Annotated in this window: 21 protein-coding genes; 11 read left to right on the top strand and 10 right to left on the bottom strand. The window is 35.1% G+C overall.

Annotation, left to right across the window (positions count from 1 at the left end):
• Positions 1 to 235 precede the first annotated feature (235 nt).
• Complete coding sequence (gene clpB, locus OL233_RS04485) at positions 236 to 2,842, top strand: ATP-dependent chaperone ClpB (protein ID WP_275471159.1); 2,607 nt, start codon at positions 236 to 238, stop codon at positions 2,840 to 2,842.
• A gap of 60 nt (positions 2,843 to 2,902) precedes the next feature.
• Here clpB and OL233_RS04490 read toward each other — a convergent pair whose 3' ends face one another.
• Genes OL233_RS04490 through OL233_RS04510 form a run of 5 tightly spaced genes read right to left on the bottom strand, consistent with a single transcriptional unit; the run spans position 2,903 to position 6,206 of the window.
• Positions 2,903 to 3,325: a DUF2712 domain-containing protein gene (locus tag OL233_RS04490; RefSeq protein WP_275471160.1), complete on the bottom strand. Its 423-nt coding sequence runs from the start codon at positions 3,323 to 3,325 to the stop codon at positions 2,903 to 2,905.
• Between the two features lie 26 nt (positions 3,326 to 3,351).
• Positions 3,352 to 3,984, bottom strand: coding sequence for an ABC transporter ATP-binding protein (locus tag OL233_RS04495; RefSeq protein WP_302470526.1), 633 nt, complete (start codon positions 3,982 to 3,984; stop codon positions 3,352 to 3,354).
• A 15-nt stretch (positions 3,985 to 3,999) separates the two neighbouring features.
• The gene (locus tag OL233_RS04500) at positions 4,000 to 4,704 is read right to left on the bottom strand and encodes a DUF2705 family protein (protein ID WP_275471161.1); all 705 of its coding nucleotides are present in this window, start codon (positions 4,702 to 4,704) and stop codon (positions 4,000 to 4,002) included.
• Positions 4,691 to 5,392 carry a hypothetical protein gene (locus OL233_RS04505; RefSeq protein ID WP_275471162.1) on the bottom strand — a complete coding sequence of 234 codons (702 nt, stop codon included), beginning with the start codon at positions 5,390 to 5,392 and terminating at the stop codon, positions 4,691 to 4,693. The genes OL233_RS04500 and OL233_RS04505 overlap by 14 nt, the downstream gene beginning before the upstream one ends.
• Complete coding sequence (locus tag OL233_RS04510) at positions 5,382 to 6,206, bottom strand: hypothetical protein (protein ID WP_275471163.1); 825 nt, start codon at positions 6,204 to 6,206, stop codon at positions 5,382 to 5,384. The genes OL233_RS04505 and OL233_RS04510 overlap by 11 nt, the downstream gene beginning before the upstream one ends.
• A gap of 214 nt (positions 6,207 to 6,420) precedes the next feature.
• Here OL233_RS04510 and OL233_RS04515 point away from each other — a divergent pair, with 214 nt between their 5' ends.
• The 3 genes from OL233_RS04515 (at position 6,421) to OL233_RS04525 (ending at position 11,286) form a co-directional block, all read left to right on the top strand.
• Entirely contained in the window at positions 6,421 to 8,691 is a 2,271-nt protein-coding gene (locus OL233_RS04515) for a helix-turn-helix domain-containing protein (protein WP_275471164.1), read from the top strand.
• Positions 8,692 to 8,868: 177 nt separating this feature from the next.
• Entirely contained in the window at positions 8,869 to 10,083 is a 1,215-nt protein-coding gene (locus tag OL233_RS04520; protein WP_275471165.1) for an MFS transporter, read from the top strand.
• 15 nt (positions 10,084 to 10,098) lie between these two features.
• A complete protein-coding gene (locus tag OL233_RS04525) occupies positions 10,099 to 11,286 on the top strand; it encodes an amidohydrolase (protein ID WP_275471166.1) in 1,188 nt (395 codons plus the stop codon).
• Positions 11,287 to 11,507: 221 nt separating this feature from the next.
• On the opposite strand, the gene OL233_RS04530 is transcribed toward OL233_RS04525, so the two are convergent.
• From OL233_RS04530 to OL233_RS04540, 3 genes are all read right to left on the bottom strand, one after another.
• Positions 11,508 to 12,815: a class III lanthionine synthetase LanKC N-terminal domain-containing protein gene (locus tag OL233_RS04530; RefSeq protein ID WP_275471167.1), complete on the bottom strand. Its 1,308-nt coding sequence runs from the start codon at positions 12,813 to 12,815 to the stop codon at positions 11,508 to 11,510.
• A complete protein-coding gene (locus OL233_RS04535; protein ID WP_275471168.1) occupies positions 12,812 to 13,108 on the bottom strand; it encodes a hypothetical protein in 297 nt (98 codons plus the stop codon). The genes OL233_RS04530 and OL233_RS04535 overlap by 4 nt, the downstream gene beginning before the upstream one ends.
• A gap of 138 nt (positions 13,109 to 13,246) precedes the next feature.
• On the bottom strand, positions 13,247 to 13,480 hold the full coding sequence (locus OL233_RS04540; RefSeq protein ID WP_275471169.1) for a hypothetical protein: 234 nt from the start codon (positions 13,478 to 13,480) through the stop codon (positions 13,247 to 13,249).
• A gap of 94 nt (positions 13,481 to 13,574) precedes the next feature.
• On the opposite strand from OL233_RS04540, the gene OL233_RS04545 reads away from it, so the two are divergent.
• Genes OL233_RS04545 through OL233_RS04555 form a run of 3 tightly spaced genes read left to right on the top strand, consistent with a single transcriptional unit; the run spans position 13,575 to position 16,389 of the window.
• Positions 13,575 to 14,483, top strand: coding sequence for a metal ABC transporter ATP-binding protein (locus OL233_RS04545; RefSeq protein WP_275471170.1), 909 nt, complete (start codon positions 13,575 to 13,577; stop codon positions 14,481 to 14,483).
• A gap of 13 nt (positions 14,484 to 14,496) precedes the next feature.
• The gene (locus OL233_RS04550) at positions 14,497 to 15,300 is read left to right on the top strand and encodes an ABC transporter permease (RefSeq protein ID WP_275471171.1); all 804 of its coding nucleotides are present in this window, start codon (positions 14,497 to 14,499) and stop codon (positions 15,298 to 15,300) included.
• Between the two features lie 3 nt (positions 15,301 to 15,303).
• Positions 15,304 to 16,389 carry an alpha/beta hydrolase family protein gene (locus OL233_RS04555; protein WP_275471172.1) on the top strand — a complete coding sequence of 362 codons (1,086 nt, stop codon included), beginning with the start codon at positions 15,304 to 15,306 and terminating at the stop codon, positions 16,387 to 16,389.
• A 373-nt stretch (positions 16,390 to 16,762) separates the two neighbouring features.
• Here OL233_RS04555 and OL233_RS04560 read toward each other — a convergent pair whose 3' ends face one another.
• Together OL233_RS04560 and OL233_RS04565 are read right to left on the bottom strand one after the other, a co-directional pair.
• Positions 16,763 to 18,079, bottom strand: coding sequence for a Sapep family Mn(2+)-dependent dipeptidase (locus tag OL233_RS04560; protein ID WP_275471173.1), 1,317 nt, complete (start codon positions 18,077 to 18,079; stop codon positions 16,763 to 16,765).
• A 14-nt stretch (positions 18,080 to 18,093) separates the two neighbouring features.
• Positions 18,094 to 18,819, bottom strand: coding sequence for a GntR family transcriptional regulator, LSA1692 subfamily (locus tag OL233_RS04565; protein WP_275471174.1), 726 nt, complete (start codon positions 18,817 to 18,819; stop codon positions 18,094 to 18,096).
• A gap of 445 nt (positions 18,820 to 19,264) precedes the next feature.
• Between OL233_RS04565 and OL233_RS04570 the strand changes: the two genes are divergently transcribed.
• From OL233_RS04570 to OL233_RS04585, 4 genes are all read left to right on the top strand, one after another.
• Positions 19,265 to 20,227, top strand: a complete 963-nt coding sequence (locus tag OL233_RS04570; protein WP_275471175.1) for a glycosylasparaginase — start codon at positions 19,265 to 19,267, stop codon at positions 20,225 to 20,227.
• Positions 20,228 to 20,263: 36 nt separating this feature from the next.
• Positions 20,264 to 21,130 (top strand): ROK family protein, encoded by an 867-nt coding sequence (locus OL233_RS04575; RefSeq protein ID WP_275471176.1) that lies wholly within the window; start codon positions 20,264 to 20,266, stop codon positions 21,128 to 21,130.
• A gap of 51 nt (positions 21,131 to 21,181) precedes the next feature.
• Positions 21,182 to 22,195, top strand: coding sequence for an alpha-L-fucosidase (locus OL233_RS04580; protein WP_275471177.1), 1,014 nt, complete (start codon positions 21,182 to 21,184; stop codon positions 22,193 to 22,195).
• Between the two features lie 174 nt (positions 22,196 to 22,369).
• The coding region (locus tag OL233_RS04585; RefSeq protein ID WP_275471178.1) for a vWA domain-containing protein at positions 22,370 to 23,716 on the top strand (1,347 nt) is incomplete at its 3' end.

A 23,716-nucleotide genomic window follows, 5' to 3' on the forward strand; every position in this document is an offset into this window, starting at 1 on the left:
TACGTTATGTGAGCTTTTTTTGTTCATTAATCCTACTCTTATCATTTGCAAATTAGCCTCTGTTTCTTATAAACTAAACCTGGATAAGTTAAAATATTGGACTAAAGGCTGATGTTTACTGACTTATAAACTATTATAATTATAGTCAATAAAGGTCAATTAAACCAAGTGTTATTCTTTGACCTTTCCTGACCTTGTTGATATAATAAGGTATAAAGTTAAGGAGGCAATGCTTATGAATATAGAAAAAATGACAACAACCATGCAAGAAGCCATAGCAGCAGCCCAACAAGTGGCGATGACAAGACGTCATCAAGAGATTGATATCTGTCACTTATGGAAAATCTTTTTACAACCGGATCATTTTGCGTATAAATTCTATGCAGATGCCGGCGTACCGGTAAACGAATTTGTAGCAGCAGTTGACCGTGATTTAGATAGTAAATCAGTAGTAGAAGGCAGCAATGTTCAGTACGGACAAGGCTTAAGCCAAAATTTATTTAATTTATTGCAAGAAGCAGATAAAATCAGAGAGAGCTTTGGAGATGAATATTTAGCAACAGAAGTCATCCTACTCGCTTTGATGGAATTAAAAAATCATCCACTAGCAAAATTCTTAACCGACAGAGGGATTAAGAAACAAGACTTACGTCAAGCAGTGGAAGACTTAAGAGGGGGAGAGCGTGTGACATCACAAAACCAAGAAGAACAATATGAAGCTTTAGAGAAATATGGTACTGATTTAAATAAATTAGTGAAGAGCGGGAAACAAGACCCGATTATCGGACGTGACGATGAAATTCGTGATGTCATTCGTATCTTGTCTCGTAAAACAAAAAATAACCCTGTCTTAATTGGGGAACCAGGTGTTGGTAAAACAGCGATTATCGAAGGGTTAGCTCAACGTATTGTCCGTAAAGACGTCCCTGAAAACTTAAAAGATAAAACAATTTTTTCACTTGATATGGGTGCTTTGATTGCGGGTGCGAAATACCGTGGCGAGTTCGAAGAGCGCTTAAAAGCGGTCTTAAAAGAAGTGAAGAAAAGCGAAGGTCAAATCATCTTATTCATTGATGAAATTCATACGATTGTCGGAGCGGGTAAGACGGAAGGCAGTATGGATGCCGGTAACTTGCTGAAACCAATGTTAGCTCGTGGTGAGTTGCACTGTATTGGTGCGACAACATTAGATGAGTACCGTGAATACATGGAGCAAGATAAAGCTTTAGAACGTCGTTTCCAACGTGTGTTAGTTAAAGAGCCAACAGTCGAAGATACGATTAGTATTTTACGTGGGTTGAAAGAACGTTTTGAAATTCATCATGGTGTTAATATTCACGATAATGCGTTGGTCGCAGCGGCTACATTATCAAACCGTTATATCACGGACCGTTATTTACCAGATAAAGCAATTGACTTAGTCGATGAGGCCTGTGCCACAATTCGTGTAGAGATGAACTCTATGCCAACAGAATTAGACCAAGTGACACGTCGTTTGATGCAATTAGAAATTGAAGAAGCAGCCCTTAAAAAAGAGGATGATGACGCAAGTAAAAAACGTCTAGATATCCTTCAAGAAGAGTTAGCAGAATTACGAGAAGAAGCCAACTTAATGAAAATGCGTTGGGAAACAGAAAAAGCAGAAGTCAACTTACTTAGCGAAAAACGTAGTGAGATTGATAAAGCGCGTCATGAATTAGAAGAGGCAGAAAGTAACTATGACTTAGAACAAGCGGCTGTCTTACGTCATGGTACTATTCCAAAATTAGAGCAAGAATTAAAAGATTTAGAAGCTAAAAATGAAGCAGAATCAGATAACCGTTTAGTACAAGAAGCGGTAACTGATAATGAAATTTCAGTGGTAGTCGGACGTTTAACAGGTATTCCTATGACAAAATTAGTCGAAGGCGAACGCGAAAAAATCTTACGCTTGAATGAAACGTTACATAAACGTGTAATTGGTCAAGACGAAGCAGTAGATGCAGTATCTGATGCGGTTATTCGTTCACGTGCGGGACTTCAAGATCCAAATCGTCCACTAGGGTCGTTCCTATTCTTAGGGCCTACAGGGGTCGGTAAAACAGAATTAGCAAAAGCTTTAGCGGAAGACCTATTCGATTCAGAAGAGCACATGGTCAGAATCGATATGAGTGAGTACATGGAAAAACATTCAGTGTCTCGTTTAGTCGGAGCACCTCCAGGATATGTGGGTTACGAAGAAGGCGGTCAATTAACAGAAGCCGTACGTCGTAGTCCATACACGATCGTCTTATTAGATGAGATTGAAAAAGCGCATCCAGATGTGTTCAACATTCTGTTACAAGTGCTTGATGATGGTCGTTTGACTGACTCTAAAGGTCGTATGGTAGACTTCAAGAATACTGTTTTAATCATGACAAGTAATGTCGGGTCTCAAACGATGTTAGATGGCGTTACACCTGAAGGAACATTGCCGAAAGAAACAACGGATTCTGTGATGTCTCAATTACAAATGCACTTCAAACCAGAATTCTTAAACCGTATTGATGATACGATTTTATTCACACCGTTAACATTAGACAATGTAAAACAAATCATCGACAAGATGACACGTCACCTAAGCGAACGTTTAGAAGACCAAGATATTCAATTAGAATTATCAGAAGAAGCGAAAAGTTGGGTTGCCGAGTCAGCCTATGATCCAATTTACGGGGCTCGTCCACTTAAACGTTTCTTAACTAAAGAAGTGGAAACACCACTTGCTAGAGAAATCGTAGCAGGTAAAGTTGGGCCACAAACAAAAGTCATCGTCACACTTAAAGATGACAGCCTACACTTCGAAACTGAAAGTTTGGAAGGTTAGGAAGGTAATAGAAAAGATAAAGGAAAAGACATGCCAGAGATGGCATGTCTTTTTTTGTTCCTACCAAGTTTCTTCATCCCAATTCCCAGAAACATTATAGCTATCCCCATTAAAATTATTGTTTTCTGCAGTTAGCCAAACATTAATTTGACTGGCTGATTTATAAGCATCCTTGTAATAGGGCCCGGAACCTTGTTTAGCATTTACCGTTTTACTTACGTTAGTATCGTTTTTATTTTCTAACCAAAATTTTGTGATAGTACCTTTTCCTTCACCACTTTTAAGAAGTTTGACCTTCCATTGATTATCCGTGTGAGTTGTTTGTCTGTATTGTCCAGTTGCTTCATGACCATTGCTTTGATAGGAAGGGACACGAAAATTAAATGAGATATTATCATCAGTTGCGAGAGCGTTAATATAGAAACTTGAACTAAGTGTGACGACACTTGCGAGAGCAAAAAATAGAGTTTTCTTTTTCAACATTATTATCACCTCCTTTCAATGACGATTTAACTTATCAACTCACCATCAACCATTTTCATAATGTGGTCTGCTAGGGCAAGGAGTTCTTCTTTATTATGTGTTGCCAAAATGATGGTACAGCCTCGTTCTTTTAAGTCGAGTAATATATCATGTATCAACTGAACGCTATCTTCATCCAAGGCGTTGGTAGGTTCATCGAGTAGTAACAAGGATGGCTTTTCAAAAATAGCTTGAGCTAAACTTAATTTTTGTTTCATTCCTAAGGAGTAGTTCTTAACTTTCGTATGCTCATGACCGCCAAGGCCGACTTGTTTTAAGCTGTCTAAAATATCGTCATCTGTGGCAGTCTTATTGATTTTACTCAGCATTTTCAGGTTTTCGTAGCCTGTCATATTAGGTAAAAGTTCAGTATGTTCGATGATAATTCCTGTGTGAGGTGGAAAGTCGATATCCTTTTGGAGAAGCTTTCCATCTATAGTAACTGTTCCTGTAGTGGGGAAGATTAAACCAGAGATCGCCCGAAGTAACATGGTTTTACCAGAACCATTTTGTCCGTGGAGACCGTAGATTGTTCCATTCTCAAAGTGATAGTTGATTGAGTTAAGGACAGGTCGTTTTTTGATTAGTTTTGAGTAGTTTTCAATGTCAATGATAGGCATCTGAGTTCCTTCTTTCTATATCCAATTTTTAGTTTTAAAGAGGTGTAACATCAATCCAATACTGCAAACCATCACACTACTCATAATTATTAATGACAAGAGTGTCGGATAAGGTAAGGACTGGCTAAAATGATTAAATCTATTTGTAAGTGTCAAGTTCAGTGGAAGTAAGGCATTTAGCCAAGAACCTGGTGCTAGAAAATTTAGGATATCGCTAACAAACACTGAGCAACTAACAGATAAAAGTGTTGCGATGAGTGCTTTAGGACTGTCTAGTAATAATTCTAAAAGAGCTTGTATCACTAAAATAAAGCATAGGAATAAGCAGTTAAGGATGTAAGGCTTAATCAGTGGGACTAAACTAGGTAGAACTGGAACAGTTAATTTAAGATACAGACAAAATGTTAGGACTTTTAAGGTCTCCATAATGATTACAAACTGAATAATTTGCTTCAAAAAAATTGTAAAGATAGGGTAAATACTATGAGAACGAATTAAAATACAAGGAACGATTTCTTTAAGATGACTTTCGATTACCCCCATAGTAAGACAGGCATACGACCCAACATTAAAAAAGTAACATAAAATAAAGATTATTCTGGCGTGATAGTCTGGTCCAGCATAGAGAGTTGAAACAAGCCCAGGTTGAGAAAAATGTTGCGCTATTAAGATGTAAAAAATAGTTAAGATACCCATGACACTATAATTAATCCGATTCATTCAGAAAATCCTTTCTATTAAAAAGTAGGGACGCGATAAGAGCTGTCCCGATAGAGAGTGTGATGAGATTAGCTAATATGAGGCTATACCCTATTAAGTTAACCGCACCAGAGGCTTTTATAAAAGTGTCTAAAATTTCAAATGAACGGATGGGACTAGGAAAAAATAAAAATAAGCCGCCATAAGTCATGAGAGCACTGAATAAAAAGCTAATGCTAAGTGCTTGAGTATGTGTTTTGAAAATGAGACTGATGATTATGAAAACAAGTCCTAGCCACAAATAAAAAAGAAACATAATCACGGCATAGAGCATCATGCTACGGTAAAAATGAGTAGAAGATAAGATGGCATGAGAGAAACGATACCGATTTAAAAGAAGACTACTTCCTATAAATAAACTGGTAAATGCCAAGGAAATCCAAGAATATCTGATGATATGACAGGTGAGAGATTGTTGACGACTTCGGCGAATTAAGAGTTGTACCTTTGGTAAGGGAGGTAACAGGATGAAAAATAATAAAGCATTAATTGTCCCAAGTCTTAACATAGAGTTATAGCCGGAGTAAGGTTCATTAGTATCAAGAATACTAAGTACTGTATTGTGTAAGTCTAGGTTTCTACTACCAAAGAGCCAAGAAAAGATAAAAATAGCCAAACATAGAATATATTTTAATAAATTATAGTTCATGATATCTCCTTTGGTAAATTATGGCAGTGACAGTAACAATGAGTACAAGACTAGTGTAGACGAGTAGCGCGGGTATAATACTATCCAATCCGTATTCGATAAAAGGCTGCATCACATAAGTTAGACTATTGGGTGCTATGATTTGAATAATCCATATTAAGAAGCAAGCAGGATAGACAACTTTGGGATTTGGGAATAAAAATGAAAGACTCAGACATAAAATAGAGAGTAGGGCGGTCAGTACTGAAAATACTAAAATATAAGCGAAATAAATACTGTAGGGATGGTCGATTGAAAAATTAAGCAGAGTGGGATTCGGATTACGATAAAGCTCTAACCCTTGAAAGCCATAGCCTTTGTGGAAGACGAGGGTGACTAGTCCAAAATTAAGAAGTAAGCCGCTAAATGCTACGATAAAAGATAAACTTGTGGTTAAGATATAACGTTTCTTTAGCCAGTCTTTTCGAGATAGCTTGGTTAACTGTATGCTATCAATGCCATTTTTCATATCTGTTAAATAATAATCGCCATTAATAGCAAGTAATAATAAAGGGAGTACCCAGATGTACAGCATTTGTGGCAGATGGCCCGGCGTATTGCCTGCTAAAAAAGAGGTAGCTGCAGGATGAATGTCAAACTGATGGTCAAATGGATGTGTTTGGAAATAATGGTAATAATAAACAGGGTCAGTCAGATATTCTTGAAATTCTTGTGTAAGGCTAAGTAAAAAGTCGAGTAGAGGAATAGCAATCATAAAGCCGATGAAAAAGAGACTGCGTTTATTTTTTGAAATACGATAAAGTTCTGCTTGCATATAATCACCCTTTTTAATTTTTTTAGGAATATAGTCCTATTATATCGGATTATATTCGAAATTGGAACCTTAAATTAAGAGTGGGATTCAGTCTTTTTCATTAAAACCCTCTAAAAATATCACCTATATTTAAAGGGAAATCATAAGAAATCCCCTATCTCTTTTCAAGCTATGCTAAAATGAACCCACAATTACTCAAGTTGGAGGTAGAAAAATGAGTCAGGGTGTATCAGTCTTACCGTTTGACATATCGTTGGTATCGATAGTTAGCGCATCGCCAGAGAAGGATAATCAGTATCGGTTATTTTTTGCAGTAGAAGGGACAGTGTCGTATCAGTTAGAGGGACAACAGGGGCAACTGAAAAAAGACGAGTTGCTTGTGATTAACCCTAATGAAAGTTTCACACTGACATCAGAAGAAGATAATGCGATTTTGTTTATGACCTTTGATCGCAGCTTGATTGAGGGGACTAATCGATATGATCGGTTACCGTTAATTGTAAATGATTTGAGTAAGTTAACGTTGATTAAAGAAAGTCAGCTAGACATTGTGAAGAAGAATTTACTGTTGATTTTATTGGATTGTATCGGTGGAGAGAGCAATGTATTTGATCAACTGCAAAAGTTTTATGAGCTGTTGGCTATCTTGGTAGGAGAGTTTGTCGTCGGGTATCAAGAGGAACAAACCGATGAGCGTTTGCCACAAGTAGAGGACTCACGTATTTCAGAGACGCTTCGTTATATTGAGGGGCATTATCAAGAGAAATTAAGTTTAGAACAGTTAGCTAATTTACAGTATTTAACACCGTTTTATTTTTCAAAACTATTTAAAGATGAAGTCGGGATGAGTTTGTCTGATTATCTGCAAACACGTCGAGGGGCAAAGGCTAAAGAACTGTTAGAGCAACCAGAGTTGACGATTTCTCAAATTGCAGATGAGGCAGGTTTCTCCAATGAAAAAGCCTTTTATAAGTTTTTCCGAGAAACCTATGGCCTGACACCTAAACAGTATCAAAAGCAAGTCAGTTCTGAATCGGTTGAGTTGGAATCCGATGATGTTAGACCAATCGAAACAGAAGAAATCTACCGTTTACTGTCTTATATTTTGGTAAATAAAAATATCCCGTATCGTTTTTATAACAATCAAGGGAGTCTAAATTTATCTGTCAAAGAATCTTTAGATATGTCGTTAAGCTTGCCAGATCGCTTGGTTACTATTGGAAATGTTGAAAATGGGGAGAAAGCGATTGTCCAGAAACAATTGGTACAGTTGCAACAAGAGCAAGGATTTGAGTTTATTCATTTTACAGAATTGCTAACAGAGGATAATTTTAGTTATTCCAATGAGATGGTCTCTAATTTTATTCGCAATAGAAATTGGTTTGATTTTATTAATGAGCAAGGTTTAAAACCGATGGTCCGCCTAACGTTGCCTCAACAGGTGAAAAGTTTTCATGATTTAGAAGACTGGTTTGCCACTTACCGAGAGACGTTGGTTTATTTGAAATCACGGGAGCAAGCCCTGCACATTGAGATGGCGATTGTCGCGTATGATGAGCAGTTTCAACAGTATCAATTAGTTTATGATTGGATGAAAGAAATCAGTGATGATTTTACCGTAGGTTTAAAATTAAATTTAACGACACAAGAAGAGTTGCTTCAGCTAGAGGAACATCTGGTGAAGTATCAACCGATTATTGAGTTTTATAGTGTGATATTAGTTGGTGAGATCGATACGCAAAAAGGCACGCAAGGTAATGATATTATCGAGAAAATTACGTATTTAGCTGATTTTTTAGATGGGTTAAAATTGGAGAGTGTACCCATTTATTTACTAGATTGGAACACGTTAATGGGGTATGGTGATGTGTTGAGTGGGACATTTTACCGTGCAGCCTTGATTTTAGATACAATAGTGGCGCTTGCGGATCGTTTGAGTGGTATCGGCTATTGGTTAAATATTGGGATTGACCGAACAGATGAAGACAAATGTGAAATCAGTTCACTATCGTTGTTTATGTATGATGGACTTCGTCGACCGGTGTATCATGCCTTAACGTTACTTTATCAATTGAGCAATCAAGTCTTAGTAAAAACAGAAACCAGTGTCTTGACCTTTGATAAAAAACGCGAGGCGTATCAGATGGTTATTTGGAATCCAACGTATATGAATCCTTTGTATTCACTAGATTATCACAGTATACAAAAACAAAATCATGAGTTAATGGTCGCCCTAAAAGGTTTGCCACAAGGAACGTACTTCATAAAGAAATACACGTTGAGTAAAGACCAGGGTGGGATTTATAACACGTGGCTATCACTAGGTGGTGTACGAGAGATAGACCGTGCGAGCCAAAATCATCTTGAGACAACGATTTTACCTCAGTTGGAAGTACAAGAAAAAGCAGTGACAAATGAATTAGCATTCCAGTTAGAGATGAGCTTTAATTCGTGTCACCTATTAGAGATTAAAAAAGTTAAATAGAATAATCGTATCTTTTGACTGTCAAAAGATACGATTATTTTTTTGGTGATGTATAAATAACGTATGATAAGGGGAGTTTTTCATATGGAATAAACTTATATATATCTTTCACAAACGTATAATACTAAGTGTGAGAGCGTTATCACACGCTTCAAGACAAATTTCAGGAGGGTTAATATGATTAACACGAAACAAAAAGAGTTATCGAAAGGTGGCAGTATCAAATTAGTCATTGCGCTTATGGCAGGTTATTCAATGGTTTATATGGATAAAAATATGATTTCAACTGCAATTATTCCCATTGCCAAGCAATTAGACTTTGCCCCGTCACAAACAGGGATGATTATGAGTATGTTCTTCTTAGGTTACTCATTAATGCAAATTCCAGGAGGTTGGTTAGCAGACAAGATTGGTGCTAAAAAAGTTCTGATGATTTCATTAGGAATGATTTCATTATTTTCATTCTTATTCGGAACAGTTAGTAGTTTAATGTTATTCTTCTGTATTCGTTTCTTTGCAGGGATTGGACACGGAGGCTATCCACCAAGTTGTTCTAAATCAGTAGCTGAGAATTTCCCACAAGAAAAACGTACGTTGGTTCAATCATGTATCTTATCTACATCAGGTATTGGTGGGATTTTAGCCTTTACATTAGGCGCGAACTTAATCGCAAACAATTGGCGTTATGCTTACTTAGCGTTAGGGTCATTATTCTTATTAGCACTAGTACTAGTGGCGTTATTTGTTCCTAAAACTGAGCCAGTTGCGAAAGAAGCTAAAGTTAAATCATCTGTATCATTTAAAGAAATGATTTTAAACAAAGACGTTATTATTTTATTTATTGCAATGTTATTCTTAAACATTACGTACTACGGTAGTATGTCATGGTTACCAAGTTACTTAACGGAAACATATGACTTAAGTATTCAGTCAGCAGGGTATATTTTAACTGCGAATTCAATCGCACAAGTAATCGGAACAGTGTCAACAGGTTTCTTGTTATCTAAATTCTTCGTTGGACGCGAAAAATTATTTGTGATGGGTGGTTCTGTTATTATTGCAGCCATGATTATGCTTTTAATTAATACAGACTTACTTTGGTTATCATCAATCTTAGTTGTATTTATTGGCATGTTAACTATTTCATGTTTCACAGCTGTATTCACTTGGCCACATAAATTATTTGAAGAAAATTCAATTGGGTTATCGATTGGTATTGTCAATACAGGTGGAACACTTGGTGGGTTCTTAGCCCCAATGATCTTAGGTAAATTAATTGAAAAAGCAGATGGTTCTTATTCATTAGCCTTTACCTTTATTGCAGCAGCGATTGTTGTTGCAGGTCTATTAACATTCTTAGTTTCGAATAAAAAACAAGCATCAGCAAACTAATCGGAGGTTGAAATTATGACAACATTAAAAGCAACATTACAAAAAAAGATTGATGACAAAACACCGAAAATGATTGAGATGAGACGTTACCTTCATCAACATCCAGAATTATCATTTGAAGAAGAAAAGACAAGTCAGTATATTGTTGATTTTTATAAAGGGAAAGACTGTGACGTTAAGACCAATGTAGGAGGATACGGTGTTGTTGTAACCATTGACAGTGGCAAACCAGGTAAAACGATTGCCTTACGTGCCGACTTTGATGCACTACCGATTACTGAAGAGACAGGTTTAGAATTCACCTCTAAAAACCCAGGGTGTATGCATGCTTGTGGGCATGATGCTCATACATCATATATGCTAACATTGGCTGATACTTTGTTAGAAATCAAAGATCAATTAGTTGGGAAAGTCGTTATCTTACACCAACCAGCAGAGGAAACACCACCAGGCGGCGCGATTGCGATGATTAAAGATGGCTGTTTAGAAGGTGTTGATAATGTGTTAGGAGTTCACTTGTGGAGTCCAATTGACACGGGAGATATTCACTACTGCTTAGGTGCCACAATGGCTGGGCGTTCTTCATTTAAAGTGAAGTTTAAAGGAAAAGGCGGACATGGGGCAGTACCTCATGAAGCGAATGATACAATTGTAGCAGCGAGCCAATTTGTTGTGGCAGCTCAAACAATTGTGAGCCGCCGTGTGTCTCCATTTGAAATGGCAACCTTAACAATCGGAAACTTCGATGGACGTGGGTCTTTCAATGTGATTAAAGACAGCGTATTTATTGAAGGAGACGTTCGTAGTATGGACCCGGCAACACGTGAATTAGTTGCGAAGGAGTTCAAATCAATCTTAGATGGTATTGCGGCGATGTTCCGTATTGAATACGAGTTATTCTATGAGCATGATTACCCAGTTTTAATGAGTGACGAAGCGTTGACATCAAGCGTGATTCACAGTATTGAAACAGCAGGCATTGAAAATCTGAATGAGATTTCATTAGCCCAAGCAAATCCTGCCTCAGAAGATTTTGCTTATTACTCAGAAGTTGTACCAAGTTCTTATATTTTCGTAGGAGCAAAACCTGCTTCAGGTGAGTTCTTCCCACATCACCATCCGAAATTTGATATTAATGAAGATGCGATGGGGATTGCAGCAAAAGCGATTGGAACAGCAACACTTGATTATTTACTAGGTTAAAGTAATCGAAATATTTAAAGAAGTGAAAACAAAAGACATGTCATTATTGGCATGTCTTTTGTTTTATAACTGTTATTTGAACGGATGTTTTATTAAAAAGTTCAAATAACTAAAAACTTAATTTTAAAAGTAATATATTTATTCATATTTGTAGTTATTTTTGTTAGCTATGTTAATTTATTTGAGAAATTGGAAAGTGTACTCAGTCAGGTTCGAACATTTTATTCTATTTTATTAAAATCCTCTTTGACTTCTTCGATCGAATTATACCTATAATTAAAAGTTTTTTCATATATTACTCCATACTTCATGTTTCTAAAATTAGATATAAGTCTACCCATTACTAATTCTTCATAATTTTTAATAAGATCAACATATGTTTTTGAACTGATCATTTCAAAGTACTTAAAGTCTTCACTCCAAAAAAGAAGACATACAGCACTCCAAATATCCTTGTAAAAATATGGTGATGAATTGTTTAATTTAGAATCATAAAATCCTGGAGTGCCAACAACCTGTTGGTTATTTTTGTCAGAAATGTTCTCAAAATTTACAGAATATTCAAAATCAATAAAGTGTAGGGTCTCATCATTAATAAGAATGTTCTTATATGAAATATCTCCATGCAATATGTTTTTTTTGTGCATTGTTTTTATTGCATCGAGAACTCTAACAAACCATTTATACGGTTTATTCACTTTGATATATTCGTCTAGAGTTATACCCACTAGATATTCTTCTTCAGAAAAATAGGTAGTATTTACATAAAATTCATTTATAATCTTAGGGACTAAAGAAGTATATGCTAGACTATATATGTTTTCATTTGCATGATATAAGCGATTGACAGAGTCTTCACCATTTATAAGTATATTCGATAAGTGAGTTGCTTCTCTAAGAATTGCGAATCTATTATTTTCTAAATTTAATACTTTATATACTCCACCTTTTGATGTCTTTTTTATAATGTCTATAACCAGATACTTATTAGGTATCGTATGGAGCCGTTCAATATAATAATCTTTTATTGGGACAACGATATTCTCTGGTATCATTCGTACTCTTTTATCAGTAAAACTTTCATCTTTAACAAATTCTCCATATCTATAATAAACAACTGAGCTATTTAAATAGTTATAATCAGAAGGAATTATCGGTGAAGCCCCTTGATTTTTAAAAACCAATTCTAAGTCGTTTAACAACATAATAAACTGACTATTACTTTCAGGATATATCGTAATAAATTTTCCTATTTGTGTGAATCCGTACATAGATGAATTTTGCAGCTCTAATAAAGATAAATTGGAAACAATTTTAAAGTCTACATTAGAATCTGTATATAAATCAAGAAATATTTTAGCTATTTCATAGGCATTAATAATAGACGCACTCAGGTGTATCTTAAATCCTCTTTTTTGTGTAGGTTGTTTTTTTACTCGATATGTCCAATGAGTGTCATCCGTTTTATATAACTCATTTTTTTCTAAAAGTTTTAGAAATTTAAGCCTGTTCTCAATATGACTTTTCATACTATAAAACCACCTCTGTACACTTTTTCTCCATTACTAAGTGCTAAACAATTCAGTGAATGATAATAAATATTTATTATCATACTAACTTCTAAATTTCGACAAAGTAACTCTTCTGCTAACAATGATATACTGTATCGTTCTCTAACAGAAACTTGGTATGAAAGTAAAATGAAATCATAGAGCAATAATGTAGTATGCTCTGATAAACCGTTTTTTGTGTAATTTTCTAAAAAAAGTGTCAATAATTGTTTAACTTTCGGACTCACATTCCTGTTCATTGTTAATTTCATTTAGTGTGCTCCTTTCTGCAAATATGTAGTAGTTGAACTTATCTGTATCTTTAAGTAAATGATTATGAGTAAAAAATATTCTTATAAATAATACAATAAAAGACACTACATTTTGTAGTGTCCTTTATTAGCTTATCCCTAAGCTTGCTCATGACAACCTGAACTGTGGGCTCCTGATAGGGCGCCAACTAACTCTTGTTGTTCGATACCAATAGAATTGAGCGCATTGATATCTTTAGCTAATAAAGCTTGCCTCTCAATACCTTGAATTCCGTAGTTATCTAGAGTTTGTTCAGGATTATCAAAGAAATTACCTACAACTTCCAAATTACCTTGTAGATCTTTAATCAGAACTTTTAATCCATTTGACATCTTTTTCACCTCCTTTCCTCTTGATATCCTCATCATATTATAATACTATAGGGATATCAAGGTTAAATTAAGCGTTTTCAGGAGGTGTTTACATATGTTGGAGGTTAAAGATCTATCGATAAATTATGATGATAATGTGGTACTCAATAATTTTAACTTTTGTTTGAGTCCTGGAGATTTCATTGGAGTTTTAGGATCCAATGGATCTGGGAAATCCACTCTGTTAAATTCTTTAGTAGGTGTATATCCCAATAAAAGTGGTGGTATTATTTATAATCAAAAGTACTTAGACAAGAATCACCCGTTCTCTTCTATAGGTTTTTCTCCACAATCTCAAGTAATGGACTGGTATTTGGATGTTTGGAGTAATGTTGAGTTAGGTTTACGTCTTGCTAATATTGATAAACATAAAATCAAAGAGTATTGCGATTTTGCAATTGATATTGTCTCACTCAATAGTGCTAAAAAAAAAATAGTAGATACTTTGTCTGGTGGACAACAACAAAGAGTTCAAATAGCTAGAGCGATTGCTCATAAGCCTAATATATATATACTAGATGAACCAACTACCGGATTAGATGTTGAGTCCTCTGAAAAACTTCTGGATTTTCTCCTACTTGAATCTCAAAATAATAAAGGTGTAATCATATCAACACATGATATTAGTTTATTGGAATGTTTTTGTACAAAAATATTATTTATTAAAGATAATAAGATAGAATTTTTTGGATGTAAAGAAGAGTTCATGAAAGAGCAGATGATAAGATTTTATATTGAATTTGAATATAAAATAACTGATGCGGAATTCTCTTGGTTGAAAAAAAATATCAATGAATACCAAGTAATTAACCCATTTTCTATAGAAATTTTCACTCCAAATACAACTGATCATACAATTTTTAGTATAATTAATACCTTTCCCAAGGATACCTTTAATATTAAAAATATATCATCAAATGTCATTAACTTGAGAGAAACTTACTTGAATAAAGTAAAGCATTAAGGAGACGTGAAAAATGAAAGCAGAAGATTTAAGATTTGAATCTAAATTAGGTGTAAAGGGCTTTCGGATTGTCGCTCACAATGAAATTGTTGCCTTTTTTCTCAATAAAGGTCTTGTTTTATCCCAAATAATTCAACCGCTATTATATGTATTGTTTATAGGTGTTGGTCTAAATGGAGCTATTTCTAGCGTTTTTTATAATGAAACAGAAGTTTCGTATCTCTTATATTCCTCAATTGGAATCTTTGGTTCTTTAATAATAGGACAGACCACACAAGTCATTTATAGAACGACTATTGATAAAAGGTATGGTTTACTAGCTTTGAAGTTATCAAGTGGTGTTTCTTCTATATTTTATATTTTGGGAATGAGCCTTTATCCAATGCTAGGTTTGCTTATTCAAGAACTAATAATAGCTTTTATACTAATATTTTTTAATACTAGTGGAATTTCTTTAGTCAGCCTAATTTTTACTATTATTTTTTCAATATTCATATTACTTTTTTGGACATCCGTAGCTATTTTACTAACGACATATATTAATGATTACCAAAAAAGAGACATAATTATTAGATTTTTTTTGACTCCACTCGGCTTTACAGCGCCTGTATTTTACATGTTGAAAGACGTTCCTACTGTATTAAAATTTTTCGCTTACTTAAATCCTTTAACTTATCAAATTGATGCTTTAAGAAGTATCGCATTCGGAATTAACGATACTCTCTTAATATTTATAAATATCATCATGATTATTTTTGCTGTATTAATATCTGCTATAAACCTTTCAAAAGTTAAATTAGTTTTTAAGGAAATATAGTTTATGGAAATATTAACTATAAGATTAATTGGAAATGATATTGTAGCTATTTGTATGAATAAATACGATGAAATAAAATTATTTCGAGTTAACAGAAATAATAAATTAGAAATAAAAGCTATTGAAAGTACTATCTATAAAGGAAATCTATATTTCACTTTGGATGAACAAAAAATTCAATTACTTATGAGCGAACTGCATTTTTCTAGAAGTATAATTGATTCTTTTGAATTTATAAGTATACATTCACAACCAATAACTGTATCTATGTTTACTTTTTTTTGTGGTAGCACACCATACATCAAACACACACTTTTTGTAAAAAAAAATAATAATGTATATGTTGCTGATTTTAATGCCAAAATTTTTAATCTATATTCAATAGTGGAAAATATTTTTCATAAATATGTCGGTAAACAAAAAATACCTTGTTTTATTTTGGATAATAATAGTAATCACTGTGTTTTTTACTTACATGGGGGGCCAGAATATCACGTTGATAATTCCTTTAATCCAGTAATTAATCTATTGATAGAAAGCAATATCGATGTTATTTGTATTAATTATGTAGGCAGTACAGGATATTCAAATGAGTACCAAGAACGATTAATTAATAATGGTGGCATTTTAGATGTTGAGTCTGTAGACGATGTAATCACTCATTATGCAAGTAAGTATAGTAGTTTTATAATATATGGCGATAGTTACGGAGCATACATCTCATTATTTTTTTCACAAAAAAAATATTCGAACATTAAAGGTATTGTTGCTACTGGGACATTTTATGATGCTCACTATACTTTACTTTTTTCTAACTCTAGACAAGTAATACAAAAGTATGTGGATATGTCAGCTAACAAAAGACTGAAAAATGATATTATCAATCATTCAAACTGTCAAATTGTATTAATACATGGAGAAAATGATTTAAATTGTCCAATATTTCCATTAGTATATTTAACAGGAAAAAATCCTATGGTAAAATTAATTAAAATGAATAATTATATGCACTACGAAGTTCTCCCTTCAAAGATAGCCTGTAAATCTAATTTGACAGCAAAGACAATATTAGATTGTTTTAGTGACTGAAATAATTTAAAATATTTAATGTCATAGTAAACATAATCCTTATTATTCCTATTAAACCAAGCATTTAAAATAATCATAATCAAGGCGAATGGAAGAGTAACCATAAAGCCAACTGTTCCATAGATTTTTGCTAACATAGGATATACTCCTAACCTATTTTCAGACGAATCCAAATTAGTATAAAAGTTAAAAATTTTAAAAAATAATTGGTACGAATACTAATATAAATATATTAAATACTAAAATAATTAAACTAATTCGTATCATGTTCTTTATAATAGTAAAAACCTCGTAATAGGGGAACTGACTCATAAAAAAAGCACTTCTTGTGGAATTCAAGTAAACTGAATTTAACAAGAGGTGCTTTTTAGCATTAAGCCATTAATACGGCTAAGGTTAAAGCGTATATTTCCATGTTTTTCATTAAATCACTGACGTCCATATACTCATTTTTGTTATGAGCGATACCTTTTTGACCAGGGAATGATGGACCAAATGCGATGATATTTGGCATTGAACGGGCGTAAGTTGCACCTGTTGTCGTAACAGGCGTACCGTCTTGACCCGTGCAGTTTTCATAAACCTTTTGCATCGTTTTAAGCATGGGATGATGACGGTCAAAGACTGTTGATTTCATGCGGCGACGTGCGATTAACTCACTATCCAGTACAAGGTGGCTAGTGATTGCCTCAAGCACCTCTTCTTCCGTAACGGAAATAGGGTAGCGGATAGATAACGATAAAATCGCTTGGTTTTCTGTTAGGTTTAACTCATAAGGAGAAAGTTGAAGCGAACCAGAATCTTCATCTGAAAAACCAGCGCCAATACCAGAACCGTCATGTTTATCATGGAAGCCATCAGCTAACCATGACAGATACGTTGCCAGCTCACCAGTAAAGCGAGCCTCATCAGTCGAGTTTTTGGCAAATAAAGTAATGGTATTCAGCCCCATATCAGGCGCGTTACTTGGCGAACGTTTTCCCCGTACTTCAATAATTTCACCAGTTGCTAAAGTCACATCAAGTGTATCAGGAATACTGCTGCGATCAAAGTTACCAACAAAAGATTGGATTTGGTTTAACGAGTCATCTGAAAATGTTGTGACGATATCGATCCCAACCACGCCTCGTTCACCGTAAACGGCAGGATACTTACAGTCAGGTGTATAGCCATAGAGTGGAGCGGGTTCTTTTTCAAGATACATCGGGATATCAGCTGAGCCACTTTCTTCATCACTTCCGAATACAATTCGAACAGTTTTCGTTGTCTTAAAGCCAAGCTCTTTTAAGACAGACAGGGCATACAGATTACTCATGATAGGGCCTTTATTGTCTAAAACACCACGACCGTATAGAACACCGTTGTCTTCAGTTAAATCAAAAGGTTCATAGTCCCAATCTGTCCCTTCAGGAACCACATCTAGATGTCCAAAGACACCGATATAGTCAGAGGAATCTGGGCCCCACTGAGCATAGCCCATTGCATTATTGACCATTTTAGTTTTAAATCCCATTGACTCCGCAATCTCAAGAGCTTTTAAAACGGCTTGTTTCGGTCCGACACCAAAAGGGGCATCCTCGGTAGAGTCTGCTTTGACGCTATTAATCTGCATGACTTCTTTTAAGCCAGCAAAGAAATCCTCTTGTCTAGCATATACTGCTTGTTTAATCAAATCATAGTCTGGTTTCATCTTGTTTTCTCTCCTTAGTGGTTACGTTTAAGTATATTTTTGAAGGTATATTTATCAGGACGGTAATAAGATAAATCGATTAGAATAGGTTCTCCTTGGATGGAACTAGTCGTTGTATCGACAAGTAAGATAGGGGAGCCTTTTTCAATATTTAAAAGAGAGGCGGTTGTATCTGATACGAGTTCGGCACTAATCTCTTGATGAGAATAGCCAATTAAAATGTGATTTTCAATCGTTTCGAAAAGAGAATCTGTTTCAAAATCTACTTTGGAAATATCACCCAGATATTTCTTTCTAATATGTAAGTTTTCAATAACCAGTGGCGTTTCATTGGCATAACGGACACGTTTGATAAAAATAACAGATTCCTTTTCTTCTAACTCTAAGCGTGATGAAATTTCTTCTGAAGGTAAAAAAACTTCTGTCATTTCAATGAGTTTAGTACTGGGAGTCATACCTAGGTTACGAATTGTTTCGGAAAAACCTGCTAATCCGCTTGCACCACTTTGAATCTTACTTTGTTCAACAACAAAAGTGCCATGATTTTTTTGTTTGATAAGAATATTCCGAGTAATAAGATAGTCAAGAGCTTTTCTGATGGTTAGGCGACTGACTTTAAAACTGTCGGCTAATTCGTATTCGGTAGGGAGTTTGTCGCCACCTTTCAATGAACCAGATTGAATGTCAGTTAATAAATCATTGGCTATAGTAATATAAAGCGGAGTTTTTTTAGAAGTCATGATTGCATATCCCTTTCTCTAAGTGAAATTTACGTCACGTTTAATGTATAGCAAACGACAGTTAGGTTCAATCTTTTCTTTAAAAGAAAGCGTTTGTATAAACAAAGTATATACTATTGTGTTTCGTATTACAATGAGGTTTTTGCTTTTAAAATAGACCTAAAGTTAATCATTTTTTAATAATAGTCTAGATTAAGTTGATTAAATAAAAATATAATTAATAAAAGTATATACAATGTGTGGTTTATAGTGTAAGATACAGTTATTAAACGTGGACACTATGCTCTAAAGAGGGATATATAAGAGAAGATGTTAGCACGTATTTTTTTGAAACAACATTGAAAGCGGTGTCAAAAGGTTAGTTGGGTAGTTAGAAAAAAGAAACTACTACAACACTGTAGGAACAAACTGAATGAGATAATAATAGAAAGTGAGTGTCGGACTTATGTGGGGAATTATTGCAACGTGGCGCATGGCGCATGACGGGATTGTCGCAGCGTCAGAACAATTAAAGAAAAATGGCAAAGCAGGAGATGCTGCTGAAACGTGTATCAAGATGGTAGAGGATTACCCTTACTATAAATCAGTAGGGTATGGTGGTTTGCCAAATGAAGAGGGTATCTTAGAGATGGATGCCGCTTATATGGATGGCGATACATTTAAAATTGGTGGGGTTGCAGGGATTGTCGATGTGGCTAATCCAGTTTCAGTCGCTCGCGCTTTAAGTGATCACAAATTTAACAGTTTCCGTGTTGGAAATGGTGCAACGAAATATGCTCAGCTAGAAGGCTTTGAACGTAAAAATATGATGACTGATCGTTCTAAAAAAATGTACGAGTTACGTTTAGAAGAAATGAAAGAAAAAGGGCTAAGTGCTTATGATGGCCACGATACAATCGGAGCCGTTAGTTTAGATCAATCTGGAAGCATGGTAGCTGCAACGTCAAGTTCAGGTTTATTCATGAAAAAGGCAGGGCGTGTAGGGGATTCACCTTTATCAGGTTCAGGGTTCTATGTGGATAGCGAAATCGGTGGTGCTGCAGCGACAGGCTTAGGTGAAGACTTAATGAAAGGCTGTCTAAGTTACGAAATCGTTCGTTTGATGGGCGAAGGCATGCACCCGCAAGAAGCAGCAGATAAAGCAATGTATAGTTTCCACCACAAATTAACCAAACGTTATGGTAAAGCAGGTGCTTTCTCACTGGTTGCTATGAATAATAAAGGAGAATGGGGTGTGGCAACAAACGTTGAATTTACTTTCTCAGTGGCGAATGATCAAGAAGAGCCAGCTATTTATATTGCACAAATGGGTGAGGATGATAAAACGATTATCGAACCGATCACTCAAGAATGGTTAGATGCTTACGAAAAACGCATCAAAACGCCAATCGATCAATTAGGAAAATAATAGAAGCCAATTAAAATGTGAAAAGGAATGATAGGTGTGTCTAAATGTAAACTCGTAATAGATATTGGAGGAAGTAGTGTCAAAGGAGCCATCTTCAAAGAGGAGGCGTTAAGTGACCGTCGTCATTTTAAGTCACCTAAAAGCTGGGATGACATGGCCAGTGAGTTGGATAATATGATTAAGGGGTACATAGCAAAACATGATGTAGAGGCTATTTCTTTTAGTGTGCCAGGTATTGCCAATCAACAAACAGGTGAAATTGATGGGGCAAGTTCTTTGCATTATTTACACGGTTTTCCTTTTGTACAACACTTTAAAGAAGCCTATCAGTTACCTGTCTTTTTTGAAAATGATGCCAATTGTGCCTGTCATGCTGAAGTAGCAGCAGGGGCAGCGAAGGGTGCTAAGAATGTTATTTTTATCATTATTGGAACAGGAATAGGCGGTTCTATCGTCATGAATGGCGAGTTTGTTTCTGGTGCTAATAATTTTGCTGGTGAGTTTGGTATGATGTTAACTGAAAACAATGAGGAGTGGAGTGTCACTGGTTCGGCTGTTCATATGGCGAGAGCTTATTCTAAAGAAGTGGGCGAAGAGACGAGTGGTAAAGAGGTTTTTGACCGAGCAGAGTCAGGTGAGGCTTTGGCCTTGTCTTATGTAGATACACTGTATTTAAACTTAGCAAAAGGGTTATATAATCTTCAATACATTCTAGATCCAGAATACATTGTTATAGGTGGCGGAATTTCTAATAAGCCTAATTTATTAGAAAAATTAGAAGAAAAGTTAGATGTTGTCATGGGTTATGGGCAACGCTGTCCAATTCGTCCGACAATTGTCAGTTCATTTTATAAAAATGATGCCAACTTGATTGGGGCAGGACTTTTAGTAGATAAGAACTAACGGTTTAAAAAATAGATAAAAAACTAATGAAAATGAAGAGGAGAGATGGCAATGAGTAATAACATTAAATGGTTTAAAGAAGCGAAGTATGGCATGATGATTCATTGGGGACTTTATTCATTATTAGCAGGAGAATATAGGGGTGAGTCTGCCAGTGCTTACGCTGAGTGGATTCAATCTAAATTCCAAATCCCAAATAGCGAATACGGGAAATTAGCTGAAAGTTTCAATCCGATGTATTTTGATGCAGATGAAATTGTCAGTTTAGCAAAAGAATGTGGCATGACATACTTAGTAGTCACAACAAAACATCATGATGGATTTGCAATGTATAAATCAGAAGTAAGCGACTATAACGTTTACGATGCAACACCTTTCAAACGTGATGTTTTAATGGAATTATCAGAAGCGTGTAAAAAACACGGTTTAAAATTAGGTATTTATTATTCTCAAGATTTAGATTGGCACGAAGAACACGGTGGAGGGTACTTATCTAACCATATTGAAACAGCAGGTTCAACTTGGGATAACAGTTGGGACTTTACTGGTGAGAAAGATTTTAGTATTTGTTTTGAAAATAAAATCATCCCACAAATTAAAGAAATCATGACGAACTACGGTGAGATTGTAACGGCTTGGTTCGATATGCCGATGACATTAACACCTGAACAAAGTGAAAAAATCTATGACACAGTTAAAGAATTACAACCTGATTGCTTGATTAATTCTCGTTTGGGTAATGGTAAATATGACTATGTTTCTTTAGGAGATAACGAAATCCCAGAAATGCGTGAAGAAGTGTCTGGTGAGGTTGATTATAACGATGTGAATGGTTTTAAACCTTCTCCAAATGGTTTATATGAAACAGCTGGAACGACAAACGATTCATGGGGCTTCACTTACCGTGATCAAAACTGGAAGTCAGCTGATGTTATTTATAAACAAAAACATCATCTAAATAGCATGGGAATTAACTACTTATTAAATGTTGGACCAGATGGTTTGGGAAGAATTCCGATGGACTCTGTGGCCATCTTAAAAGCTGTACGTGAGATGGAAAAATAAAATAAAGAAGACAGTGCTGAGAACGCGTTCTCGGCACTATTTTTTTTTGTGAAATTTCGAATTAAAGTAGTTATTACTAAAACTGCATATCCTTAGGTAATTATTGAAATGCTAAAAAAATGGTGAAATTGTATCATTAATTAACAACAGTTATCTTAAAAGGAGGAGACAAGTGTGAAACGATTTAAAAAGAGTATGTTAGGGCTTTTAATTGCTAATCTAGTGGCACCGTCATTAGTGCTGGCAAGTCCAACAACTGAAAATAGAGATGCTTACAGCAAGGAAACAGAAACGGTAAAGAAAACAGAGACGTATGAAGAAAAGAAGGTCACATTAAAGGCAAAAAAAGAAAAAGACCCATCGAAAGAGCCAGAAAAAGTTGATTATGAGTTACTAATTGATGGATCAGGATCTATGCGTGATACGGGCAGTTTAGATAAGACAAAAGAAGCGATTAATCACTTTATCGATGAGCGAAATTCAAAATATGAACGAGTTGGTATTTCCGTATTTAGAGGTCCTGGTTATGATAGTGGCAAAGGCGAAGTAGTGTATGACGCGATTACGAAGACGTTAACTGACTACTCAAGCGATTTTTCTAAAGTGAAAGAAGCCGTTAATACGATGGAGGCAGGTGGCTTAACGCCATTGTATGATGGTTTAGATTATGTGTTACCTAAAATGAATGAGACGAGTAGAGATGATGCTCGAAAAGTTTTGATTATATTTGCAGATGGTCATCCGAATATAGGGCCAGAACGTGATTATTTTGTTGGCATATCAGGTGAGGAAGAGTACCGAAACGATGCTTCTAACTATCCTTCAACAACTAAATATGCAAGAGAATTATCCGAAAAAATTGAAAAAATGTATGAAGCTGGGGACTATGATTCTCCTGAATTATTCGAATTAGAAGATGAAAAAAATAAACTAGAAACTGATTATCCTATAGGGATGAAACGTCCACTTACAGGCTATAATGAAAAATTAAAAGGGCGATTATATGAGAATCACAAACAAGAATTTTATGATTTGATGTCCCTTATTGAAGGCAAAGCTGATGTTATCAAACAAGCGGGGTACGAAGTATTTACAGTTTATTTGGATAATTCAAGTAAAGATCCTAATAGTAAAGTTGTTAATGATAAAGGGGAAGCGGAAGGATTGTTCCGCCGTATTTCAACAGATGCTGCCCATTATCTACCAGCGGAAAATGTAAGCTTGTTGCCAGAGATGTTTGAAAAAATTAATGACAGCATGACAAAATTTGTATATAACATTAATGATATGATTGAAGATGGTTATACGTTAATGCCTGAAACGATTAAAGAAAATCATGAAGGTGTTAAAGTTAAACATTCAGATAAAGAGATTGAATGGAACGCAACGGCAGTCGATTATGAAGAGTTGACTGTATCGTATCATATTTATCGCGAGATTGATCCGACTGAAAAAATGGGAGAGCTAGTGGTTAACCATGTAACGGAAGACGGAAAAGTCTTGAAGGAACCTGTGAGTTCA

Origin of the sequence: Vagococcus proximus (genome assembly GCF_029143285.1) — a bacterium.
Taxonomy (GTDB): Bacteria; Bacillota; Bacilli; order Lactobacillales; family Vagococcaceae; genus Vagococcus_D; species Vagococcus_D proximus.